The organism is Labrenzia sp. PHM005 (genome assembly GCF_006517275.1).
Taxonomy (GTDB): domain Bacteria; phylum Pseudomonadota; class Alphaproteobacteria; order Rhizobiales; family Stappiaceae; genus Roseibium.
Genome location: NZ_CP041191.1, coordinates 3,317,767 through 3,335,577, shown reverse-complemented (window position 1 = coordinate 3,335,577; position 17,811 = coordinate 3,317,767). Strand labels below are relative to the sequence as shown.

Genomic DNA, 17,811 nt, shown 5'->3' with positions numbered 1-17,811 from the left:
GGTTCAATTCAATGCCGGGCAATTCTTTGCCATTTGGAGAAACAGGTACCTAAAGCTGGAAAGCCTTAGACGCGGCGGCGCTTGCGCGGACGGCAGCCATTGTGCGGAATCGGCGTCACGTCACGGATGGACGTGATGAGGAAACCAGCAGCCTGCAACGCGCGCAGAGCAGATTCACGACCAGAACCTGGACCACGGACTTCAACTTCGAGAGTACGCATGCCGTGTTCAGCAGCTTTCTTGGCAGCATCTTCAGCGGCAACCTGCGCAGCATACGGTGTAGACTTACGGGAGCCTTTGAAACCGAGTGCACCGGCGGAAGACCAGGAAATCGCATTTCCCTGAGCGTCCGTGATCGTGATCATGGTGTTGTTGAACGTAGAGTTCACATGCGCAACGCCAGAAGAGATATTCTTGCGCTCGCGGCGACGCACGCGCGTCGTATCTTTAGCCATTCTTGTATCCTTGTTTTGATCTCGTCACTGCCGTAATTCCGGCAGCTCCACCACCAATCGAGGTTATGATTATTTCTTCTTACCAGCGATCGGCTTCGCCGGACCCTTACGGGTACGTGCGTTTGTGTGCGTCCGCTGACCACGAACCGGAAGGCCGCGACGGTGACGCAGGCCGCGGTAGCAGCCAAGGTCCATCAAACGTTTGATGTTCATTGCAGTGTCACGGCGCAGATCACCCTCAACCATGTAGTCACGGTCGATGGTTTCACGGATCTGCAGGACTTCTGCGTCAGAAAGCTCGTTTACACGGCGGGCAGCATCGATGTTGTTCTTTTCGATGATTTCCTGGGCGAATTTCGCACCAATGCCGTGAATGTACTGAAGCGCGATGACAACGCGCTTGTTCGTCGGGATGTTAACGCCAGCAATACGTGCCACGTTGATCTCCATGTTTTTGCGGTCCAGCCGAAACCAGATCGCGTTTCAAAAAGCCCCGCGTCCGGTGGAGGCCGGCCCTTGCGGGGTACGAAAATGCCGGGTCAGACCCGGCACAGACAATGCCGGTCCCATGGGCATGGAACCGGCTGAACTGTAAGCTAGAGCGGGTCGTTTACCGGCTCTAAACGTTCTCGTCAAGTCCCTGAAGAACGGAATTAACCGAAGCCGTTACGTCATCGATTGACTGCATGCCATCGATTACCGACAGGAGGCCTGTTTTCTCGTAGTAAGGCACCACAACAGCGGTATCGCGGTTATACGCCTCAAGACGCTGCTTAAAGACTTCCGGGTCGTCGTCCTTGCGGACCGGCTGACCGGCAGCCTTTGCTTCTTCAGCCCGGTTGATGATCCGGTCGACCAGTTTGGTCTGATCGACCCGAAGCTCAACAACGCTGTTCAGCGTCAAGCTGTTTTCGGTGAGCATCTGATCAAGCGCTTCTGCTTGGGCCAGTGTCCGTGGGAAGCCATCCAGGATGAACCCCTTTTTGGCGTCGTCTTCGGCGATACGGTCCCGGATGATGCCGACAACGATGTCATCCGACACCAGTCCGCCAGCATCCATAACCGCTTTGGCCTTCAGACCAACCGGGGTTTCGGCTGCAACAGCTGCGCGCAGCATGTCACCTGTCGACAGTTGAGGAATTCCATATTTCTCAACAAGCCGCGCAGCCTGTGTCCCCTTCCCCGCACCTGGCGGTCCAACCAGAATGAGCCTCATCGGCGTCTCCCCCTAAGTTTCGCTTTCTTCACCAGCCCTTCATATTGATGCGCCAGCAAATGACCCTGGATCTGAGATACGGTATCCATTGTCACGCTCACGACAATCAACAAGGATGTCCCCCCGAAATAGAACGGAACGCCGGTCGCCGAAATGAGGAATTCGGGTAATAGACAAACGATGGTGATGTAAATTGCACCAACGACAGTAATCCGGGTTAACACATGGTCAATGTATTGCGCTGTCCGCTCACCCGGACGGATGCCCGGAATGAAGCCGCCATGCTTCTTCAGATTGTCAGCCGTATCGCTCGGATTGAAAACAATCGCTGTGTAGAAGAAGCAGAAGAAGATGATCATTGCGGCATAGAACACCATGAACAACGGCTGGCCATGGCCAAGAAGCGCTGTGATGGTGGTCAGCACATCGTTACCTCCACCGGCATTAAACCCGGAGATCGTTGCCGGAACCAACAGGAGTGAAGATGCGAAGATCGGCGGAATAACGCCGGCCGTGTTGAGCTTCAGCGGCAGGAACGAGGTATTGCCCTCGAACATCCGATTGCCCATCTGACGCTTCGGATACTGGATCAAGAGACGGCGTTGCGCCCGTTCCATGAACACGATCAGCGCAATCACGACAACTGCCAGCAGAATAACGGCCAGAATGATACCAGTCGCCAGGGATCCCTGACGGCCAAGTTCAAGTGTCTGTACGATCGCTGACGGAAGACCTGCGACAATGCCGGCGAAAATGATCAGCGAAATACCGTTACCAATGCCGCGGGCAGTGATTTGCTCACCCAGCCACATCAGGAACATGGTGCCGCCAACCAGCGTAATCACCGTCGATGCGCGGAAGAACCAACCCGGATCGGTGACAACATTAGTCGCGCCTTCCAGGCCAACCGCAATGCCATAAGCCTGGAACGCAGCCAGAATCACGGTGCCGTAGCGGGTGTACTGGTTGATGACTTTCCGGCCCTGCTCGCCTTCCTTCTTCAGCTGCTCGAGCGTCGGAACGACGGTCGTCATCAGCTGCATGATAATGGAGGCGGAGATGTACGGCATGATGCCGAGGGCGAAAATCGCCATGCGCTCAACCGCACCACCGGCAAACATGTTGAACATGCCGATGATACCGGACTGGGCCTGACTAAAGGCCTGCGCAAAGGCTTCCGGATTGATCCCGGGCATCGGAATGTAAGTGCCCAGTCGATAAACCAAAAGCGCCCCTAGCGTGAACCAGATGCGCTTTTTGAGTTCTTCAGCCTTGGCGAAAGCTGAGAAATTTAGATTTGACGCCAGTTGCTCGGCGGCCGATGCCATGCCCTACTCCGGTCGGATGCTTGCTGACAAATGGGAAAAGCCCAGGCTGTTAAGCCTGAGCTCCCAGAACGGCGACTTTGCCGCCTGCTTTTTCAATCGCTGCTACAGCGCCTTTGGAGGCACCGGCAACTTCAAAGGTCACTGCCGCGGTGAGTTCACCGTTGGCAACGATGCGGACGCCATCACGGACCCGCTTGACCACGCCTGCAGCCTTCAGCGCTTCGACGGTCACCGTCTCAGAAGCGTTCAGCTTACCAGCGTCGATTGCCTTTTGAACACGGCCGACGGACACAGTGCTGTAGTCCTTGGCGAAAATGTTCGTAAAGCCGCGCTTTGGCAGACGGCGGTGAAGCGGCATCTGACCGCCTTCAAAGCCCTTGATCGCTACACCAGAGCGGGACTTTTGACCTTTAACACCACGTCCACCGGTCTTGCCTTTGCCAGAGCCGATACCGCGGCCAACGCGTGTGCGCTCCGGGGAGGCACCTTCGTTGTCACGAAGTTCGTTGAGCTTCATGTCTTTATCTCCTCACCCCTTACGCGTTGTCTTCGACGACGCGAACGAGATGCTGGACCTTATTGATCATGCCGCGCACTTCAGGAGTGTCCTTCAGTGTGGAACGGCGGTGCATCTTGTTCAGGCCGAGACCGACGAGCGTCGCGCGCTGGTCCTTAGGACGGCGCAGCGGGCTGCCGATCTGTTCGACCGTAACAGTCTTTTCGGTGTTCGCCATGGAACTAACCCTCATTCAGCTGGTGGCTCGCGCCGCTAAGGTCAACCCTCAGCAGCAGCCGGAGCCGCCTCTTCGTTGTTGTCACGACGCCGGGACTGCAACACAGAGACCTTAAGGCCACGGCGGGCAGCAACGGAGCGCGGGCTGTCTTCTTTGGTCAGCGCGTTGAAAGTCGCACGAACCATGTTGTAGGGGTTGGAAGTCCCCAGAGACTTTGCCACAACGTCCTGAACGCCAAGTGTTTCAAAAACCGCACGCATCGGACCACCTGCGATGATACCGGTACCGGCCGGTGCTGCACGCAGCAGAACCTTACCAGCGCCGTGACGGCCTTCCACATCGTGGTGGAGCGTCCGGCCTTCGCGCAGCGGTACACGAATCATCGTGCGCTTTGCAGCTTCAGTTGCTTTCCGGATGGCTTCCGGCACTTCACGTGCTTTACCATGACCGAAGCCGACACGGCCCTTTTGGTCACCAACAACAACGAGGGCTGCGAAGCCGAAGCGACGGCCACCCTTGACCACTTTGGCCACGCGGTTGATGTGTACGAGCTTGTCGACGAATTCGCTGTCTCGCTCGTCGCGATCGCGATTATCCTGTCTCGCCATTTTATACGTCTTCCGTACTTAAGAGCGCCAACGGGCGCTGGTCAGAATTCAAGTCCACCTTCGCGGGCGGCATCGGCGAGCGCTTTAACACGCCCATGATACTGGTACCCGCCACGGTCGAACACGACCTGCTTGACACCGGCGGCGGCTGCACGCTCGGCAACAAGCTTGCCAACGGCTGCAGCTGCAGACACATCGGCGCCCGTTTTCAGGCTGCCCTTGAGATCTGTTTCGATCGTAGAAGCGGAGACAATTGTATGTCCCTGCGCGTCGTCGATGATCTGGGCGTAGATCTGCTTCGACGAGCGGAAGATAGAAAGGCGCGGACGACCGTTCGCGGCTTTCTTGACTGAACGGCGCACGCGATCGCGGCGGCGTTCGAAAGCTTGTTTGCTGTTCGCCATGATCCTGGTCCGTTACTTCTTCTTGCCTTCTTTGCGGACGATGAACTCGTCTGCATAACGAACGCCTTTGCCTTTGTACGGCTCCGGCGGGCGGAATTCGCGGATTTCAGCTGCGACCTGACCGACACGTTGTTTGTCGGTACCAGAAACGCTGATTTCCGTCGGTTTCGCGCACTTGATTTCGATGCCTTCCGGGATCGGATAGACAACATCATGCGAGAAACCAAGCGCCAGCTGAAGGTTTTGACCTTGAACCTGAGCACGGTAACCAACACCAGTGATCGCGAGGTCTTTTTTGAAGCCTTCGGTCACGCCGGTGATCAGGTTCAGAACCATGGTGCGGCTCATGCCCCACATGGAGCGAGCCGGCTTGGAGTTGTTACGCGGATCGATTTTGATCCCGTCATCAGTCATTTCGGCCAGAACAAGATCATTGAGCACGAAAGACTTTTCGCCTTTCGGGCCCTTGATCGAGACTGTCTGACCGTCGATCGATGCCGTTACCCCGCTCGGCACGGGGACTGGCTTTTTGCCAATACGAGACATTTGACCAACCTTGTCGTTGTTTTAACAGCGAGAATGCCGCATCAGAAGACGCGACACAGTACCTCGCCACCTACGTTTTCGTCCCGCGCCTGATGGTCGCTCATGACACCGCGCGGAGTCGAAATGATCGACACGCCCAGCCCATTAGAGACATGCGGGATGTTTTTCACCGATGAGTACACGCGGCGGCCCGGCTTGGAAACGCGCTCAATCGTGCGAATCACCGGTTCACCGTCGAAATACTTCAGTTCGATTTCCAACTCGGACTTACCGCCCTCGTATTCAACCGTGGTGTAGCCACGGATGTACCCTTCTTTTGCAAGCACATCAAGTACGTGTGCGCGCAATTTGGAATTTGGTGAACTGACCTTGTTCTTGCGACGCATTTGCGCGTTGCGAATCCGGGTCAGCATATCCCCCAACGGATCAGAAATTGCCATCGGAGTTTCTCCTTACCAGCTCGACTTGACCAGGCCCGGGATCTTACCCAGAGAACCCAGTTCACGAAGCGCAATACGCGACATCTTCAGCTTGCGGTAATAACCGCGCGGACGGCCGGACACTTCGCAACGGTTGCGAACGCGGTTCGGCGCGGAGTTCCGCGGCAATTTGGCCAGCTTCAGGCGGGCATTGAACTGCTCTTCAGGGCTCAAGGTTGCGTCCTTGGCCATAGCTTTCAGAGCGGCACGCTTCTCGGCGTATTTCTTGACAAGCTTCTCGCGACGCTTGTTCTTTTCGACTGCGCTTTTCTTCGCCATCGTGTTTTCCTTCCTTGCCCGTTATTTCGTGAACGGGAAGTTGAAAGCACGCAGAAGCTCGCGCGCCTCGTCATCGGTCGGCGCCGTGGTGCAGACGATGATGTCCATACCCCAGATCTGGTCGACCTTGTCGTACTCGATTTCCGGGAACACGATGTGCTCTTTGATGCCCATGGCGTAGTTGCCACGGCCGTCGAAGCTCTTCGGGTTCAGGCCACGGAAGTCACGAACACGCGGCAGCGCGATGGTGATCAGACGATCGAGAAATTCGAACATCTGCTGACGGCGCAGTGTCACCTTCGAACCAAGCGGCATGCCTTCGCGGACCTTGAAGGTCGCGATGGATTTTTTCGCCTTGGTGATGACTGGCTTCTGACCAGCAATTGCAGCCAGATCTTCAGCAGCGATACGGGCTTTCTTGGAATCGCCCACTGCTTCGCCAACACCAATGTTCAGGACGATTTTTTCAAGCTGCGGAACCTGCATAACGTTCGCATACTCGAATTTTTCCTGAAGCTGCTTGCGCACGACTTCGTCGTAGTGCGTCTTAAGACGCGGCACGTAAGAGGTCTCAGCCATCGATCAGGTCTCCCGAACGCTTGGCCACACGGACCTTGGCACCATCGTCCTGCACTTTGAAGCCGACGCGTGTCGCTTTACCGTCTTTTGGATCGGCAAGAGCGATGTTGGAAAGATGGATCGGCGCTTCCTTAGAAACGATGCCAGCTTCCTGGGTCTGGGTCTGCTTCTGGTGACGGCGAACCATGTTGATGCCGCGTACCAGTGCTTTGTTGTCGGCCGGCAGGATCTGAACGACTTCGCCAGACTTGCCCTTATCACGGCCGGTCAGTACGACCACCGTATCGCCTTTTTTGATTTTCGCAGCCATCAGAGCACCTCCGGCGCCAGCGAAATGATTTTCATATGGTTCTTAGCGCGGAGTTCACGCGGCACTGGTCCGAAAATACGGGTGCCGACCGGCTCCTTGTTGTTATTGACCAGCACGGCCGCATTGCGGTCGAACCGGATCACGCTGCCATCGGGACGGCGGATATCCTTTGCCGTGCGCACGACGACAGCCTTCATCACGTCGCCCTTTTTAACGCGGCCCCGTGGAATAGCTTCTTTGACTGACACAACGATGATGTCGCCAACAGAGGCATATTTCCGCTTGGAGCCACCGAGCACTTTGATGCACATGACACGACGAGCGCCGGAGTTATCCGCGACGTCGAGGTTTGTTTGCATCTGAATCATGACTGGCTGCCTTGTTCTTCTATCGGCGCACCGTTTGCGGGCGCCTGATGCTCACACATGGAGCGTGGTTACTGAGTAACCACTGTCCAACGTTTGTTTTTCGAGATCGGCGCACACTCTTCAATCTGAACAGAGTCGCCAACCTTGTATTGGTTGCTTTCATCGTGTGCGCGGTACTTCTTAGTCCGGCGCACAGTCTTTTTCAGCAGCGGGTGTGTGAAGCGGCGCTCCACGTTTACCGTCACCGTTTTGTCATTGGCGTCGCTGACAACGGTGCCCTGCAGGATACGCTTTGGCATAGATCCGTCTCCTTATGCGGTCGCCGACACGCGCTTTTCGCGCATGATCGTCTGGATACGCGCGATATCACGGCGGATCTGCCGGACTCGTGCGGTGTTTTCAAGCTGACCCGTAGCCTTCTGGAAGCGCAGGTTGAACTGCTCTTTCTTCAGGCCCTCAAGCTCTGTGCGGAGCTCGTCGAGGGTCTTAGCCCGTACATCGGTCGCCTTCATGGCTGTCTCTCCTGGCCTGCCTTATTCGCCGATACGCTGAACGAAACGGCATTTGATCGGCAGCTTGGCAGCGGCAAGACGCATTGCTTCACGCGCAATGTCTTCCGGCACACCGTCAATTTCGAACATGATCCGGCCCGGCTTGACGCGGCAAGCCCAGTAATCCGGAGAACCCTTACCCTTACCCATGCGGACTTCAGCAGGTTTCGAAGAAACCGGCAGATCCGGGAAGATACGGATCCAAACACGACCCGCACGTTTCATGTGACGGGTCATAGCACGACGGGCCGCTTCGATCTGACGAGCGGTAACCCGCTCCGGCTCCAGAGCCTTCAGACCGAATGCGCCGAAGTTGAGGTCAGTCCCCCCCTTCGACAAGCCGTGGATGCGGCCCTTGTGCTGCTTGCGGAACTTAGTGCGCTTCGGTTGCAGCATCGTTCTTCTCTCGTCTTTCTATTCTTACGAGCGGCAGGCAGCTTAGATTAAGCTGCGCGCTCGCGGCCCCGATCCCGGCGTCCGCCGCGATCACCCTGGTTTCCACCCTCGTTGCCCGCTGTTGCCCGTTTTTCGGACGCCATCGGATCATGCTCGAGGATTTCGCCTTTGAAGATCCAGACCTTCACACCACACACGCCATAAGCTGTGTGAGCGCTGGCAACACCATAGTCGATGTCCGCACGCAGTGTGTGAAGCGGCACGCGGCCTTCACGGTACCATTCGATACGCGCGATTTCCGCACCGCCGAGACGGCCGCCACAGTTAATCCGGATGCCTTGTGCGCCAAGACGCATCGCGGACTGAACGGCCCGCTTCATGGCACGGCGGAAAGCAACACGGCGTTCCAGCTGCTGAGCGATCGAAGCGGCAACCAAGGTCGCGTCGATTTCCGGCTTGCGCACTTCAACAATGTTGAGATGCACTTCGGAATTGGTGATGTCGGCAATCTTCTTGCGAAGACGCTCGATGTCGGCACCCTTTTTACCGATGACCACACCCGGACGACCGGAGTGAATGGACACGCGGCATTTTTTGTGTGGGCGCTCGATAACCACTTTGGAAACCGCAGCCTGCTTGAGTTCCTTCATCAGGTACTCACGAATGCGGAAATCTTCGTGCAGAAGATCGCCATATTCGTTTTTGTTGGCGTACCAGCGAGAATCCCAGGTGCGGTTGATCCCGAGGCGCATGCCGATCGGGTTAACTTTATGTCCCATCAGGCACTCTCCTCAACTTCACGCACGACGATCGTCAGGTTCGAGAAAGGCTTCTCGATCCGGCCAACACGTCCACGTGCACGGGGCTGGAACCGCTTGATGACAAAAGCTTTGCCAACATGAGCTTCGGCAACCACCAGGTTGTCGATGTCCAGGTCGTGATTGTTTTCCGCATTGGCAACGGCAGACATCAGAGTTTTCTTGACATCCTGTGCGATACGCTTGCGGGAGAATGTCAGGTCCGCAATCGCGGAACCGACTTTTTTACCACGGATAGCAGCAGCAACGAGATTCAGCTTGCGGGGGGAAACACGAATCATCCGTGTCATCGCCCGAGCTTCGTTGTCAGCGAGCGTCCGCTCACGCTTCGGCTTGCCCATCGTTACTTCCTCTTCGCCTTCTTGTCGGCGCCGTGTCCGTAATAGGTCCGGGACGGTGAGAACTCACCGAACTTGTGACCAATCATCTCTTCAGACACCAGCACCGGAACGTGCTTCTGACCGTTGTAGACGCCGAAGGTAAGACCAACGAACTGCGGCAGGATCGTCGAGCGGCGGCTCCAGGTCTTGATGACCTCGTTCCGGCCGGACTCGCGTACCTTGTCCGCTTTCTTCAGCAGATACCCGTCGACAAACGGACCTTTCCAGATCGAACGTGCCACGATCCTGTCCCTTACTTCTTACGCGCGTGGCGGGAGCGGACGATATACTTATCAGTCTGCTTATTCTTCCGCGTGCGCTTACCTTTGGTCGGTTTACCCCAAGGAGTAACCGGATGACGTCCGCCAGATGTCCGGCCTTCACCACCACCGTGCGGGTGATCGATCGGGTTCATAGCAACACCGCGAACATGCGGTTTGATGCCGAGCCAGCGGGAACGGCCTGCCTTACCGAGGTTGATGTTGGCATGGTCCGGGTTGGACACAGCGCCAATAGTGGCCATGCAAGTGCCGAGAACACGGCGCTGCTCACCAGACATCAGGCGCAGCGTTGTGTAACCCTGGTCACGGCCAACGATCTGAACGAACGCACCGGCAGAACGAGCGATCTGAGCGCCTTTACCAGGCTTCAGTTCGATGTTGTGCACGATCGTACCGACCGGAATTTTGGACAGCGGAGCTGCATTGCCCGGCTTCACGTCGACGTTTTCGCCAGCTACGACAGTGTCGCCTTCGGCCAAACGCTGCGGAGCCAGAATGTAGCTCAGCTCACCGTCTTCATAACGGATCAGAGCGATGAATGCGGTCCGGTTCGGATCGTATTCGAGGCGCTCAACCGTTGCCGGTACGTCCCATTTACGCCGTTTGAAGTCGACAAGACGGTAAGTCCGCTTGTGACCGCCACCGCGGTTCGGAGACGTCATGCGGCCGGTGTTGTTACGACCACCGGACTTGGACAGGCCTTCGGTCAAAGTCTTGACCGGCTTGCCCTTCCACAGACCGGAGCGGTCAACTTGAACCAGCTGACGGCGGCCTGGGGACGTCGGATTGAATGTCTTAAGTGCCATTTTTCTTAAGTCCCCGTCTTAGAGCCCGGTAGCCACGTCAATCGCGTGACCTTCCTGCAGCGTAACGACGGCCTTTTTGAAGTCAGACTGGCGGCCAAGACGTCCGCGGAAGCGCTTCACTTTGCCCTTGCGGACCAGAGTGTTGACTGCCGTGACCTTGACGCCGAACAGAGCTTCGACAGCGGCCTTGATTTCCGGCTTAGTTGCATCGTTGGCAACCTTGAAGACAACCTTGTTCTCTTCAGAAGCCATCGTCGATTTTTCGGTGATTACCGGACCGACGATTTTGTCGTAGTGAGGAAGATTGCTCATTTAAAGCGCTCCTCAAGTGCGGACACCGCAGCTTTTGTCAACACAAGCGTGTTGGCGCGCAGGATGTCGTAAACATTGATGCCCTGAACCGGCAACACATCCAGGTGCGGAATGTTGCGGGAAGCCAGTGCGAAGTTGTTGTCAACTTCAGCGCCGTCAATCACCAGAGCGCTGGTCAGGCCGAGCTTGTTCAGCTGGGACTTCAGAGCCTTGGTTTTTGCTTCAGCAGCTTTTGCATCTTCAACAACAACGATGCTGTCTGTCTTGGCTTTGGCCGACAGAGCGTGCTTCAGGCCCAGAGCGCGGACTTTCTTTGGCAGGTCATGGCCGTGGTCGCGAACGACCGGACCGAATGCCTTACCACCGCCGCGGAACTGCGGAGCCTTCTTGTTGCCGTGACGTGCACCGCCGGAACCTTTCTGGCGGACGAATTTCTTCGTCGAGCCAGTGACTTCCGAACGCTGCAGCGTCTTGTGGGTGCCCGCCTGGCGCTTGGCAAGCTGCCAGCGCACAACACGGTGGATCAAATCGGTGCGCGGCTCGAGACCAAAGATCTCGTCAGACACCGTGATCGAACCGGCCGCCCCACCTTCGAGGGTTTTGACCTGGAGTTCCATCACTCGCTCTCCTTCCCGGCAGCCTCAGCCGCTGCGGACGCTTTGAAAGCACCCGGGACCGGAACGTTTTCCGGCAGCGCCTTTTTGATCGCGTCGCGGACCTGGATCCAGCCGCCTTTGGCGCCCGGTACAGAGCCTTCGACCATGATCAGGCCACGCTCAACATCAGTGCGCACAACCTTCAGGTTCTGCGTGGTCACGCGGGCATCACCCATATGACCGGCCATCTTCTTGCCCTTGAACACGCGGCCCGGGTCTTGACATTGACCGGTAGAACCGTGTGAGCGGTGCGAGATCGAATTACCGTGCGATGCACGGCCACCACCGAAGTTGTGACGCTTCATAACACCGGCAAAACCTTTACCGATGGAAGTGCCGGTCACGTCGACAAACTGGCCTTCGACGTAGTGGTCGGCAGTGATTTCTGCGCCCACGTCGATCATGTTGTCCGCGGAAACGCGAAACTCGACCACAGTCCGCTTCGGCTCAACCTTTGCAACAGCAAAGTGGCCGCGCAGTGCCTTCGGCGTATTCTTTACTTTACGGGTACCGGCACCGAGCTGCAGTGCGTTGTAACCGTTCTTTTCGTCAGTCCGGTGGGCTACCACCTGGCAATTTTCCAGCCGCAAAACCGTGACCGGAACATGCTCGCCTGCATCGTTATAGATGCGGGTCATGCCCACTTTCTGAGCGATCACTCCAGAACGCATGGATGTGTCCCCTTCGCCTCGCCTCAGAGCTTGATCTCGACGTCGACACCAGCGGCCAGGTCGAGCTTCATCAGCGCGTCCACGGTCTGCGGTGTCGGGTCAACGATGTCGAGCAGACGCTTATGCGTGCGCATCTCGAACTGATCGCGGCTTTTCTTATCGATATGCGGGCCACGAAGCACGGTGTACTTCTCGATCCGCGTCGGCAGCGGCACGGGACCCCGTACCTGTGCACCGGTCCGCTTTGCCGTGTTCACGATTTCCTTGGTGGAAGCATCGAGAATACGGTGGTCAAAAGCCTTCAGGCGGATCCGGATATTCTGACCGTTCATTGTTATTGTTCCCAAATTGACTGCGGGCCTGCCCGCTCAAACTTTGATTGCGCCGGCAGGCCCGGCTGTCGATTATTCGATGATGGAGGCTACGACGCCGGCGCCGACGGTGCGGCCACCTTCGCGGATCGCGAAGCGCAGGCCGTCTTCCATGGCGATCGGCACGATCAGCTCAACGTCGACGGAGACGTTGTCACCCGGCATCACCATTTCCGTACCTTCCGGCAGGTGAACCACACCCGTCACATCGGTCGTGCGGAAGTAGAACTGCGGACGGTAGTTGGTGAAGAACGGCGTGTGACGGCCACCTTCTTCCTTTGTGAGGATGTACGCCTCAGCCTTGAATTTCGTGTGCGGGTTAACAGAACCCGGCTTACACAGAACCTGGCCGCGCTCAACCTCTTCACGGCCAACGCCGCGGATCAGAGCACCGATGTTGTCGCCAGCTTCACCGCTGTCCAGCAGCTTGCGGAACATTTCAACGCCGGTAACCGTGGTCTTCTGGGTGTCCTTGATGCCGACGATCTCGACTTCTTCACCCACGTTGATCACACCGCGCTCAACACGACCGGTCACAACAGTACCGCGGCCGGAGATTGAGAACACGTCTTCGATCGGCATCAGGAACGGCTGATCCTTCGGACGTTCCGGGGTCGGAATGTACTCATCAACCTGAGCCATCAGCTCACGGATCGCGTCACGGCCAATCGCCGCATCACGGTTCTCAACAGCTGCCAGCGCAGAACCCTTAACGATCGGAATGTCGTCGCCCGGGAATTCGTAAGAAGACAGCAGCTCACGGATTTCCATTTCGACGAGCTCAAGAAGCTCTTCGTCGTCGACCTGGTCAACCTTGTTCATGAAAACAACCAGAGCCGGAACACCAACCTGACGCGCAAGCAGGATGTGCTCACGGGTCTGTGGCATCGGGCCGTCTGCTGCAGAACACACCAGGATCGCGCCGTCCATCTGCGCAGCACCGGTGATCATGTTCTTCACGTAGTCGGCGTGGCCCGGGCAGTCAACGTGAGCGTAGTGACGGTTTTCCGTCTCATACTCAACGTGTGCCGTGGAGATGGTGATGCCGCGTGCCTTTTCTTCAGGCGCACCGTCAATCTCATCATAGGCTTTTGCTTCTGCACCACCAGCTTCTGCAAGCGTCATGGTGATTGCAGCGGTCAGCGTCGTCTTGCCGTGGTCAACGTGGCCAATCGTGCCAATGTTAACGTGCGGCTTATTGCGCTCAAACTTTTCCTTCGCCATCGGAGTACTCCGTTTCTCTAATTCTTAATTAATTCAAGAGGTTGGGATCAGGCGTATTTCGCCTGAACCTCTTCGGCGACAGCCTGCGGCACCTGATCGTAGTGATCGAACACCATCGAATACTGGGCGCGGCCTTGAGACATGGAACGCAGGTTGTTCACGTAACCAAACATGTTGGCCAGCGGTACCATTGCTGTGATGACGGTCACGATGCCCCGGTTCTCCGTACCCGCGATCTGGCCGCGGCGGGAGTTCAGGTCACCAATCACATCACCCATGTAATCTTCCGGGGTAACAACCTCGACCTTCATGACCGGCTCGAGAAGTTTCGGGCCAGCTTTCTGAATGGCTTCGCGGAAACCGGCACGGCCGGCGATTTCGAAGGCCAGAACAGAGGAGTCAACGTCGTGGTAGGCACCATCGGTGAGTGTTGCCTTGATGTCGAGCATCGGGAAGCCAGCCAGCGGACCGGACGACATGACGCTTTCGATACCCTTGGTAACACCCGGGATGTATTCCTTCGGAACGTTACCGCCAACGATCTTGCTCTCGAAGACGTAACCTTCATTCGGCTCGGACGGCTCGATGGTGAGCTTGATGCGAGCGAACTGACCAGAACCACCAGACTGCTTCTTGTGGGTGTAATCCACGTCTGCAACCTTGGTGATGGTTTCGCGGTAAGCAACCTGCGGCGCACCAATGTTCGCCTCAACCTTGAACTCACGCTTCATGCGGTCGACGATGATGTCGAGGTGCAATTCACCCATACCGGCGATGATGGTCTGACCGGACTCTTCGTCGGTCTTCACGCGGAAGGACGGATCCTCAGCAGCCAGGCGGTTCAGGGCGAGGCCCATTTTTTCCTGGTCGGCTTTGGTCTTCGGCTCAACTGCGATCTCGATGACCGGCTCAGGGAATTCCATCCGCTCCAGAATGACCGGCTTCAGCGGATCACAAAGGGTGTCACCAGTGGTGGTGTCTTTGAGACCTGCGATCGCCACGATGTCACCTGCATAGGCCACATCAATGTCTTCACGGGAGTTGGAGTGCATCTGCATCATCCGGCCGACGCGCTCACGCTTGTCTTTAACAGTGTTCAGAAGGGAAACACCCTTGTTCAGAACACCGGAGTAGATGCGGCAGAAGGTCAAAGAGCCAACGAACGGGTCGTTCGCGATCTTGAATGCCAGCAGGCCAAGCGGCTCTTCATCAGAAGACTGACGCTCAACTTCTTCTTCGTTCTTCGGATCGATACCTTTAATAGCCGGAACTTCAACCGGGCTCGGCAGGTAATCAACAACTGCATCAAGAAGCGGCTGCACGCCTTTGTTCTTGAACGCAGAACCACAGAAGACCGGAACGAAATCACCAGCAATGGTGCCCTTACGGATCAGCTCTTGAAGCTTCTCGAAAGACGGCTCTTCGCCTTCCAGGTAAGCTTCCATTGCTTCTTCGTCGATCTCAACAGCAGTCTCGATCAGAGCGTCGCGCATTTCCTGCGCACGGTCAGCAAGCTCAGCCGGGATGTCCAGAACGTCCCAAGCAGCGCCGAGGTTTTCGGACTGCCAGATCAGAGCTTTCATTTTCAGCAGATCAACAACGCCAGCGAATTCGCTTTCAGCGCCGATGTTCAGCTGCATGACCAGCGGAGTGGCCCCAAGACGGGACTTAATCATCTCGCAGCAGCGATCGAAATCGGCGCCGAGTTTGTCCATCTTGTTGACGAAGATCATCCGCGGGACGTTGTACTTGTCGGCCTGACGCCAAACAGTCTCAGTCTGCGGCTCAACGCCAGCGTTGGCGTCCAGAAGAGCAACCGCGCCATCAAGAACACGCAGGGACCGCTCAACTTCAATTGTGAAGTCAACGTGGCCTGGGGTGTCGATGATGTTCAGGCGTTTGTCATTCCAGTGAGCGGTGGTTGCAGCAGAGGTGATCGTGATACCACGCTCCTGCTCCTGCTCCATCCAGTCCATAGTGGCAGCGCCATCATGAACTTCACCGATCTTGTGGCTCTTACCGGTGTAGTAGAGGATCCGCTCGGTGGTGGTCGTCTTACCAGCATCGATGTGAGCCATGATGCCGAAGTTACGGTAGTCCTCGATATTATGCGTGCGCGACATAGCGTCAGCCCTTCGAAGTAACTTATTACCAGCGATAGTGCGAGAATGCGCGGTTGGCGTCGGCCATCCGGTGCGTGTCTTCGCGCTTCTTAACTGCGGTACCACGGTTGTTTGCTGCATCGAGCAGTTCACCGGAGAGGCGATCAACCATTGTGGTTTCGTTGCGGTTACGAGCTGCTGCGATCAACCAACGGATCGCAAGCGCCTGACGGCGGTCAGAACGAACTTCAACCGGAACCTGGTAGGTCGCACCACCAACACGGCGGGAACGAACTTCCACTTGCGGCATAACGTTCTCAAGAGCGGCGTGGAACACTTCGATCGGGTTCTCACGGGTCTTGTTCTCAACAACGTCGAAAGCACCGTAAACAATGCGCTCGGCGGTGGACTTCTTGCCGTCGTACATGATGGAGTTCATGAACTTGGTGACGACCATATCCCCGAATTTCGGATCCGGGTTGATTTCGCGTTTTTCTGCGCGGTGACGACGGGACATCTAACGTGCTCCTTACTTCGGCCGCTTGGCGCCGTACTTCGAACGGCGCTGCTTACGATCTTTAACGCCCTGGGTATCCAGCACACCACGGATGATGTGATAACGGACACCCGGCAAATCCTTCACACGGCCGCCGCGGATCATCACAACGGAGTGTTCCTGAAGGTTGTGGCCTTCACCCGGGATGTATCCAATGACTTCAAAGCCGTTGGTCAGACGGATTTTCGCCACTTTACGCAGAGCCGAGTTCGGCTTCTTCGGAGTGGTCGTGTAGACGCGGGTGCAAACACCACGCTTCTGCGGGCAGGCCTCCATGGCCGGCACTTTGTTCCGCTTCGGCGGATCTTTCCGCGGCTTGCGGATCAACTGGTTGATGGTCGGCATTCTGTGCCCTTTACCTTGTCCATCCAAAATTCTTTGTGCAACTGCAGTCCCCCGCTGATGCCACATGTGTTCAAACATGCAGAATCGCGCCCGCACGCTCCGAAAAGAGCGGCCGGCGCTGCGAAAAACCAGAGGACCACGAGTTACCTCGCGGTCATGCAATCGACGCGTATTCGCCTATGTGACCCGGCAGCGTTTAAGAGGACTGTGTCCTGCGCTCTTCAGAAGCGCTGGAGGGTTCGCTCTTACCGCCTGCCCTTGGGATGCGCGGAACCTACTCAGATGCACCCTTTGCGTCAAGTGATTTGTTGGAAATTCCGCATTTCCGCGACTTCGGGAAATACCGCCTCATAAATGACCGTCAAAACAGCACTAAACGCAAGATTATTTCCAATGCATACCCAATTCGGTTCTTTTGTTATTTACACCTAATCCAGACCAATTTCCAACAATGAATCAAACCTTAACCAGATGATTCAAATTCCAACAATTGCACCGGAATCGCTCAGTACAACGGTTCTACAGGCCCGTTCTTGCGATTGATTCCCACATGCATGGCAGACATGCAATTTTTCAAGATTGTCTCCGCAGTAACCGATCATCCGGCTATTCGGTATTGCCCAAGAACAAAGGCGCGCCCGATGGGAGCACGCCTTTTATTCTAATGCATATTTACTCTGGCAAGAGACTGTCTATCCCCTACCCTTATTCGGATAGGGTTACTATCGCAACGTTCCCGGACAATGCGTCCTGATACGCCCCTTCATAGATCGGTTCATCAGGTTCACCATCGATCACACCAATCTGATCCAGTTCAGCTTCGGCGAACCCTTGAGACGACAATGCTTCCAGCGTCTTGCGTACGGCATCGTCATCATCCGGAGCTCTCAGCAGCGCATGGATCGTGATTGCCGCATCCGGCGACGTATCTTCGTCCTTCCAAACCCGGCCGATCACAATGTAGACCACCGGTTCCATATCCATATCGTTGTCGTTCATTGTCGATCACCATTTGATTGGGTCTTGAGACAAGAAA

The 17,811-nt window shown here is 56.4% G+C and carries 30 protein-coding genes; all 30 read right to left on the bottom strand.

All coding sequences use genetic code 11. From position 1 onward, the window contains the following. Positions 1–65 precede the first annotated feature (65 nt). The 30 genes from rpsK to FJ695_RS14995 all read right to left on the bottom strand — a co-directional run bounded on the left by rpsK (position 66) and on the right by FJ695_RS14995 (position 17,774). Positions 66–455 (bottom strand): 30S ribosomal protein S11, encoded by a 390-nt coding sequence (gene rpsK, locus FJ695_RS15140; RefSeq protein ID WP_006936427.1) that lies wholly within the window; start codon positions 453–455, stop codon positions 66–68. A 69-nt stretch (positions 456–524) separates the two neighbouring features. Next, positions 525–893 carry a 30S ribosomal protein S13 gene (rpsM, locus tag FJ695_RS15135; protein ID WP_141186227.1) on the bottom strand — a complete coding sequence of 123 codons (369 nt, stop codon included), beginning with the start codon at positions 891–893 and terminating at the stop codon, positions 525–527. A gap of 181 nt (positions 894–1,074) precedes the next feature. Further along, complete coding sequence (locus FJ695_RS15130) at positions 1,075–1,671, bottom strand: adenylate kinase (protein ID WP_141186226.1); 597 nt, start codon at positions 1,669–1,671, stop codon at positions 1,075–1,077. Further along, the gene (gene secY / locus FJ695_RS15125; protein WP_141186225.1) at positions 1,668–2,999 is read right to left on the bottom strand and encodes a preprotein translocase subunit SecY; all 1,332 of its coding nucleotides are present in this window, start codon (positions 2,997–2,999) and stop codon (positions 1,668–1,670) included. Before secY ends, FJ695_RS15130 begins: the two co-directional genes overlap by 4 nt. A 49-nt stretch (positions 3,000–3,048) precedes the next feature. Further along, on the bottom strand, positions 3,049–3,516 hold the full coding sequence (gene rplO, locus FJ695_RS15120) for a 50S ribosomal protein L15 (protein WP_141186224.1): 468 nt from the start codon (positions 3,514–3,516) through the stop codon (positions 3,049–3,051). Positions 3,517–3,535: 19 nt separating this feature from the next. Then, positions 3,536–3,733 carry a 50S ribosomal protein L30 gene (gene rpmD / locus FJ695_RS15115; protein WP_006936433.1) on the bottom strand — a complete coding sequence of 66 codons (198 nt, stop codon included), beginning with the start codon at positions 3,731–3,733 and terminating at the stop codon, positions 3,536–3,538. Positions 3,734–3,774: 41 nt separating this feature from the next. After that, positions 3,775–4,341 carry a 30S ribosomal protein S5 gene (gene rpsE, locus FJ695_RS15110; protein WP_141186223.1) on the bottom strand — a complete coding sequence of 189 codons (567 nt, stop codon included), beginning with the start codon at positions 4,339–4,341 and terminating at the stop codon, positions 3,775–3,777. Between the two features lie 41 nt (positions 4,342–4,382). Further along, positions 4,383–4,745 carry a 50S ribosomal protein L18 gene (gene rplR, locus FJ695_RS15105; RefSeq protein WP_141186222.1) on the bottom strand — a complete coding sequence of 121 codons (363 nt, stop codon included), beginning with the start codon at positions 4,743–4,745 and terminating at the stop codon, positions 4,383–4,385. Positions 4,746–4,757: 12 nt separating this feature from the next. Further along, positions 4,758–5,291, bottom strand: coding sequence for a 50S ribosomal protein L6 (gene rplF / locus FJ695_RS15100; protein WP_141186221.1), 534 nt, complete (start codon positions 5,289–5,291; stop codon positions 4,758–4,760). 41 nt (positions 5,292–5,332) lie between these two features. Next, positions 5,333–5,731, bottom strand: coding sequence for a 30S ribosomal protein S8 (rpsH, locus tag FJ695_RS15095; RefSeq protein ID WP_006936438.1), 399 nt, complete (start codon positions 5,729–5,731; stop codon positions 5,333–5,335). 12 nt (positions 5,732–5,743) lie between these two features. Continuing rightward, positions 5,744–6,049 carry a 30S ribosomal protein S14 gene (gene rpsN / locus FJ695_RS15090; protein WP_141186220.1) on the bottom strand — a complete coding sequence of 102 codons (306 nt, stop codon included), beginning with the start codon at positions 6,047–6,049 and terminating at the stop codon, positions 5,744–5,746. Positions 6,050–6,070: 21 nt separating this feature from the next. Continuing rightward, entirely contained in the window at positions 6,071–6,628 is a 558-nt protein-coding gene (gene rplE, locus FJ695_RS15085) for a 50S ribosomal protein L5 (protein WP_141186219.1), read from the bottom strand. Next, on the bottom strand, positions 6,621–6,938 hold the full coding sequence (gene rplX, locus FJ695_RS15080) for a 50S ribosomal protein L24 (RefSeq protein ID WP_141186218.1): 318 nt from the start codon (positions 6,936–6,938) through the stop codon (positions 6,621–6,623). The genes rplE and rplX overlap by 8 nt, the downstream gene beginning before the upstream one ends. Next, positions 6,938–7,306 (bottom strand): 50S ribosomal protein L14, encoded by a 369-nt coding sequence (gene rplN, locus FJ695_RS15075; RefSeq protein WP_116699622.1) that lies wholly within the window; start codon positions 7,304–7,306, stop codon positions 6,938–6,940. The genes rplX and rplN overlap by 1 nt, the downstream gene beginning before the upstream one ends. 68 nt (positions 7,307–7,374) lie before the next feature. Next, positions 7,375–7,605 (bottom strand): 30S ribosomal protein S17, encoded by a 231-nt coding sequence (rpsQ, locus tag FJ695_RS15070; protein ID WP_141186217.1) that lies wholly within the window; start codon positions 7,603–7,605, stop codon positions 7,375–7,377. A 12-nt stretch (positions 7,606–7,617) separates the two neighbouring features. After that, entirely contained in the window at positions 7,618–7,818 is a 201-nt protein-coding gene (gene rpmC, locus FJ695_RS15065) for a 50S ribosomal protein L29 (RefSeq protein ID WP_133946861.1), read from the bottom strand. Positions 7,819–7,839: 21 nt separating this feature from the next. Next, positions 7,840–8,253, bottom strand: a complete 414-nt coding sequence (gene rplP / locus FJ695_RS15060) for a 50S ribosomal protein L16 (protein ID WP_141186216.1) — start codon at positions 8,251–8,253, stop codon at positions 7,840–7,842. 47 nt (positions 8,254–8,300) lie between these two features. Further along, positions 8,301–9,032, bottom strand: coding sequence for a 30S ribosomal protein S3 (gene rpsC, locus FJ695_RS15055; protein ID WP_141186215.1), 732 nt, complete (start codon positions 9,030–9,032; stop codon positions 8,301–8,303). Beyond that, positions 9,032–9,412, bottom strand: coding sequence for a 50S ribosomal protein L22 (gene rplV / locus FJ695_RS15050; RefSeq protein WP_141186214.1), 381 nt, complete (start codon positions 9,410–9,412; stop codon positions 9,032–9,034). The genes rpsC and rplV overlap by 1 nt, the downstream gene beginning before the upstream one ends. 2 nt (positions 9,413–9,414) lie before the next feature. Then, positions 9,415–9,693 carry a 30S ribosomal protein S19 gene (gene rpsS, locus FJ695_RS15045; RefSeq protein WP_022998243.1) on the bottom strand — a complete coding sequence of 93 codons (279 nt, stop codon included), beginning with the start codon at positions 9,691–9,693 and terminating at the stop codon, positions 9,415–9,417. 11 nt (positions 9,694–9,704) lie between these two features. Further along, on the bottom strand, positions 9,705–10,538 hold the full coding sequence (gene rplB, locus FJ695_RS15040) for a 50S ribosomal protein L2 (protein WP_141186213.1): 834 nt from the start codon (positions 10,536–10,538) through the stop codon (positions 9,705–9,707). 18 nt (positions 10,539–10,556) lie between these two features. Next, entirely contained in the window at positions 10,557–10,850 is a 294-nt protein-coding gene (locus FJ695_RS15035) for a 50S ribosomal protein L23 (protein WP_008196252.1), read from the bottom strand. Continuing rightward, the gene (rplD, locus tag FJ695_RS15030; RefSeq protein WP_141186212.1) at positions 10,847–11,467 is read right to left on the bottom strand and encodes a 50S ribosomal protein L4; all 621 of its coding nucleotides are present in this window, start codon (positions 11,465–11,467) and stop codon (positions 10,847–10,849) included. The genes FJ695_RS15035 and rplD overlap by 4 nt, the downstream gene beginning before the upstream one ends. Further along, a complete protein-coding gene (rplC, locus tag FJ695_RS15025) occupies positions 11,467–12,177 on the bottom strand; it encodes a 50S ribosomal protein L3 (RefSeq protein WP_141186211.1) in 711 nt (236 codons plus the stop codon). The genes rplD and rplC overlap by 1 nt, the downstream gene beginning before the upstream one ends. 23 nt (positions 12,178–12,200) lie before the next feature. Further along, the gene (rpsJ, locus tag FJ695_RS15020) at positions 12,201–12,509 is read right to left on the bottom strand and encodes a 30S ribosomal protein S10 (RefSeq protein ID WP_006936455.1); all 309 of its coding nucleotides are present in this window, start codon (positions 12,507–12,509) and stop codon (positions 12,201–12,203) included. Positions 12,510–12,581: 72 nt separating this feature from the next. Continuing rightward, positions 12,582–13,772 (bottom strand): elongation factor Tu, encoded by a 1,191-nt coding sequence (gene tuf / locus FJ695_RS15015; protein WP_141186199.1) that lies wholly within the window; start codon positions 13,770–13,772, stop codon positions 12,582–12,584. 47 nt (positions 13,773–13,819) lie between these two features. Further along, positions 13,820–15,895 carry an elongation factor G gene (gene fusA, locus FJ695_RS15010; RefSeq protein WP_141186210.1) on the bottom strand — a complete coding sequence of 692 codons (2,076 nt, stop codon included), beginning with the start codon at positions 15,893–15,895 and terminating at the stop codon, positions 13,820–13,822. A 25-nt stretch (positions 15,896–15,920) separates the two neighbouring features. Next, on the bottom strand, positions 15,921–16,391 hold the full coding sequence (rpsG, locus tag FJ695_RS15005; protein WP_141186209.1) for a 30S ribosomal protein S7: 471 nt from the start codon (positions 16,389–16,391) through the stop codon (positions 15,921–15,923). 12 nt (positions 16,392–16,403) lie between these two features. Continuing rightward, entirely contained in the window at positions 16,404–16,775 is a 372-nt protein-coding gene (gene rpsL, locus FJ695_RS15000; protein ID WP_006936459.1) for a 30S ribosomal protein S12, read from the bottom strand. Between the two features lie 705 nt (positions 16,776–17,480). Continuing rightward, on the bottom strand, positions 17,481–17,774 hold the full coding sequence (locus tag FJ695_RS14995) for a regulator (protein WP_141186208.1): 294 nt from the start codon (positions 17,772–17,774) through the stop codon (positions 17,481–17,483). Positions 17,775–17,811: the final 37 nt, after the last annotated feature.

Coding starts and splice junctions, on each gene's coding strand:
- rpsJ (WP_006936455.1), bottom strand. CDS start 12,509: ATGAACGGTCAGAATATCCGGATCCGCCTGAAGGCTTTTGACCACCGT.
- rpmD (WP_006936433.1), bottom strand. CDS start 3,733: ATGGCGAACACCGAAAAGACTGTTACGGTCGAACAGATCGGCAGCCCG.
- rpsK (WP_006936427.1), bottom strand. CDS start 455: ATGGCTAAAGATACGACGCGCGTGCGTCGCCGCGAGCGCAAGAATATC.
- rpsE (WP_141186223.1), bottom strand. CDS start 4,341: ATGGCGAGACAGGATAATCGCGATCGCGACGAGCGAGACAGCGAATTC.
- FJ695_RS15130 (WP_141186226.1), bottom strand. CDS start 1,671: ATGAGGCTCATTCTGGTTGGACCGCCAGGTGCGGGGAAGGGGACACAG.
- rpsG (WP_141186209.1), bottom strand. CDS start 16,391: ATGTCCCGTCGTCACCGCGCAGAAAAACGCGAAATCAACCCGGATCCG.
- rplD (WP_141186212.1), bottom strand. CDS start 11,467: ATGGAACTCCAGGTCAAAACCCTCGAAGGTGGGGCGGCCGGTTCGATC.
- secY (WP_141186225.1), bottom strand. CDS start 2,999: ATGGCATCGGCCGCCGAGCAACTGGCGTCAAATCTAAATTTCTCAGCT.
- rpsN (WP_141186220.1), bottom strand. CDS start 6,049: ATGGCGAAGAAAAGCGCAGTCGAAAAGAACAAGCGTCGCGAGAAGCTT.
- rplX (WP_141186218.1), bottom strand. CDS start 6,938: ATGGCTGCGAAAATCAAAAAAGGCGATACGGTGGTCGTACTGACCGGC.
- rpsC (WP_141186215.1), bottom strand. CDS start 9,032: ATGGGACATAAAGTTAACCCGATCGGCATGCGCCTCGGGATCAACCGC.
- rplN (WP_116699622.1), bottom strand. CDS start 7,306: ATGATTCAGATGCAAACAAACCTCGACGTCGCGGATAACTCCGGCGCT.
- tuf (WP_141186199.1), bottom strand. CDS start 13,772: ATGGCGAAGGAAAAGTTTGAGCGCAATAAGCCGCACGTTAACATTGGC.
- rplO (WP_141186224.1), bottom strand. CDS start 3,516: ATGAAGCTCAACGAACTTCGTGACAACGAAGGTGCCTCCCCGGAGCGC.
- rplP (WP_141186216.1), bottom strand. CDS start 8,253: ATGCTGCAACCGAAGCGCACTAAGTTCCGCAAGCAGCACAAGGGCCGC.
- rpsQ (WP_141186217.1), bottom strand. CDS start 7,605: ATGCCAAAGCGTATCCTGCAGGGCACCGTTGTCAGCGACGCCAATGAC.
- rplF (WP_141186221.1), bottom strand. CDS start 5,291: ATGTCTCGTATTGGCAAAAAGCCAGTCCCCGTGCCGAGCGGGGTAACG.
- rplV (WP_141186214.1), bottom strand. CDS start 9,412: ATGGGCAAGCCGAAGCGTGAGCGGACGCTCGCTGACAACGAAGCTCGG.
- FJ695_RS15035 (WP_008196252.1), bottom strand. CDS start 10,850: ATGAGCAATCTTCCTCACTACGACAAAATCGTCGGTCCGGTAATCACC.
- rplE (WP_141186219.1), bottom strand. CDS start 6,628: ATGGCTGAGACCTCTTACGTGCCGCGTCTTAAGACGCACTACGACGAA.
- rplR (WP_141186222.1), bottom strand. CDS start 4,745: ATGGCGAACAGCAAACAAGCTTTCGAACGCCGCCGCGATCGCGTGCGC.
- FJ695_RS14995 (WP_141186208.1), bottom strand. CDS start 17,774: ATGAACGACAACGATATGGATATGGAACCGGTGGTCTACATTGTGATC.
- rplC (WP_141186211.1), bottom strand. CDS start 12,177: ATGCGTTCTGGAGTGATCGCTCAGAAAGTGGGCATGACCCGCATCTAT.
- rpmC (WP_133946861.1), bottom strand. CDS start 7,818: ATGAAGGCGACCGATGTACGGGCTAAGACCCTCGACGAGCTCCGCACA.
- rpsH (WP_006936438.1), bottom strand. CDS start 5,731: ATGGCAATTTCTGATCCGTTGGGGGATATGCTGACCCGGATTCGCAAC.
- rpsL (WP_006936459.1), bottom strand. CDS start 16,775: ATGCCGACCATCAACCAGTTGATCCGCAAGCCGCGGAAAGATCCGCCG.
- rplB (WP_141186213.1), bottom strand. CDS start 10,538: ATGGCACTTAAGACATTCAATCCGACGTCCCCAGGCCGCCGTCAGCTG.
- fusA (WP_141186210.1), bottom strand. CDS start 15,895: ATGTCGCGCACGCATAATATCGAGGACTACCGTAACTTCGGCATCATG.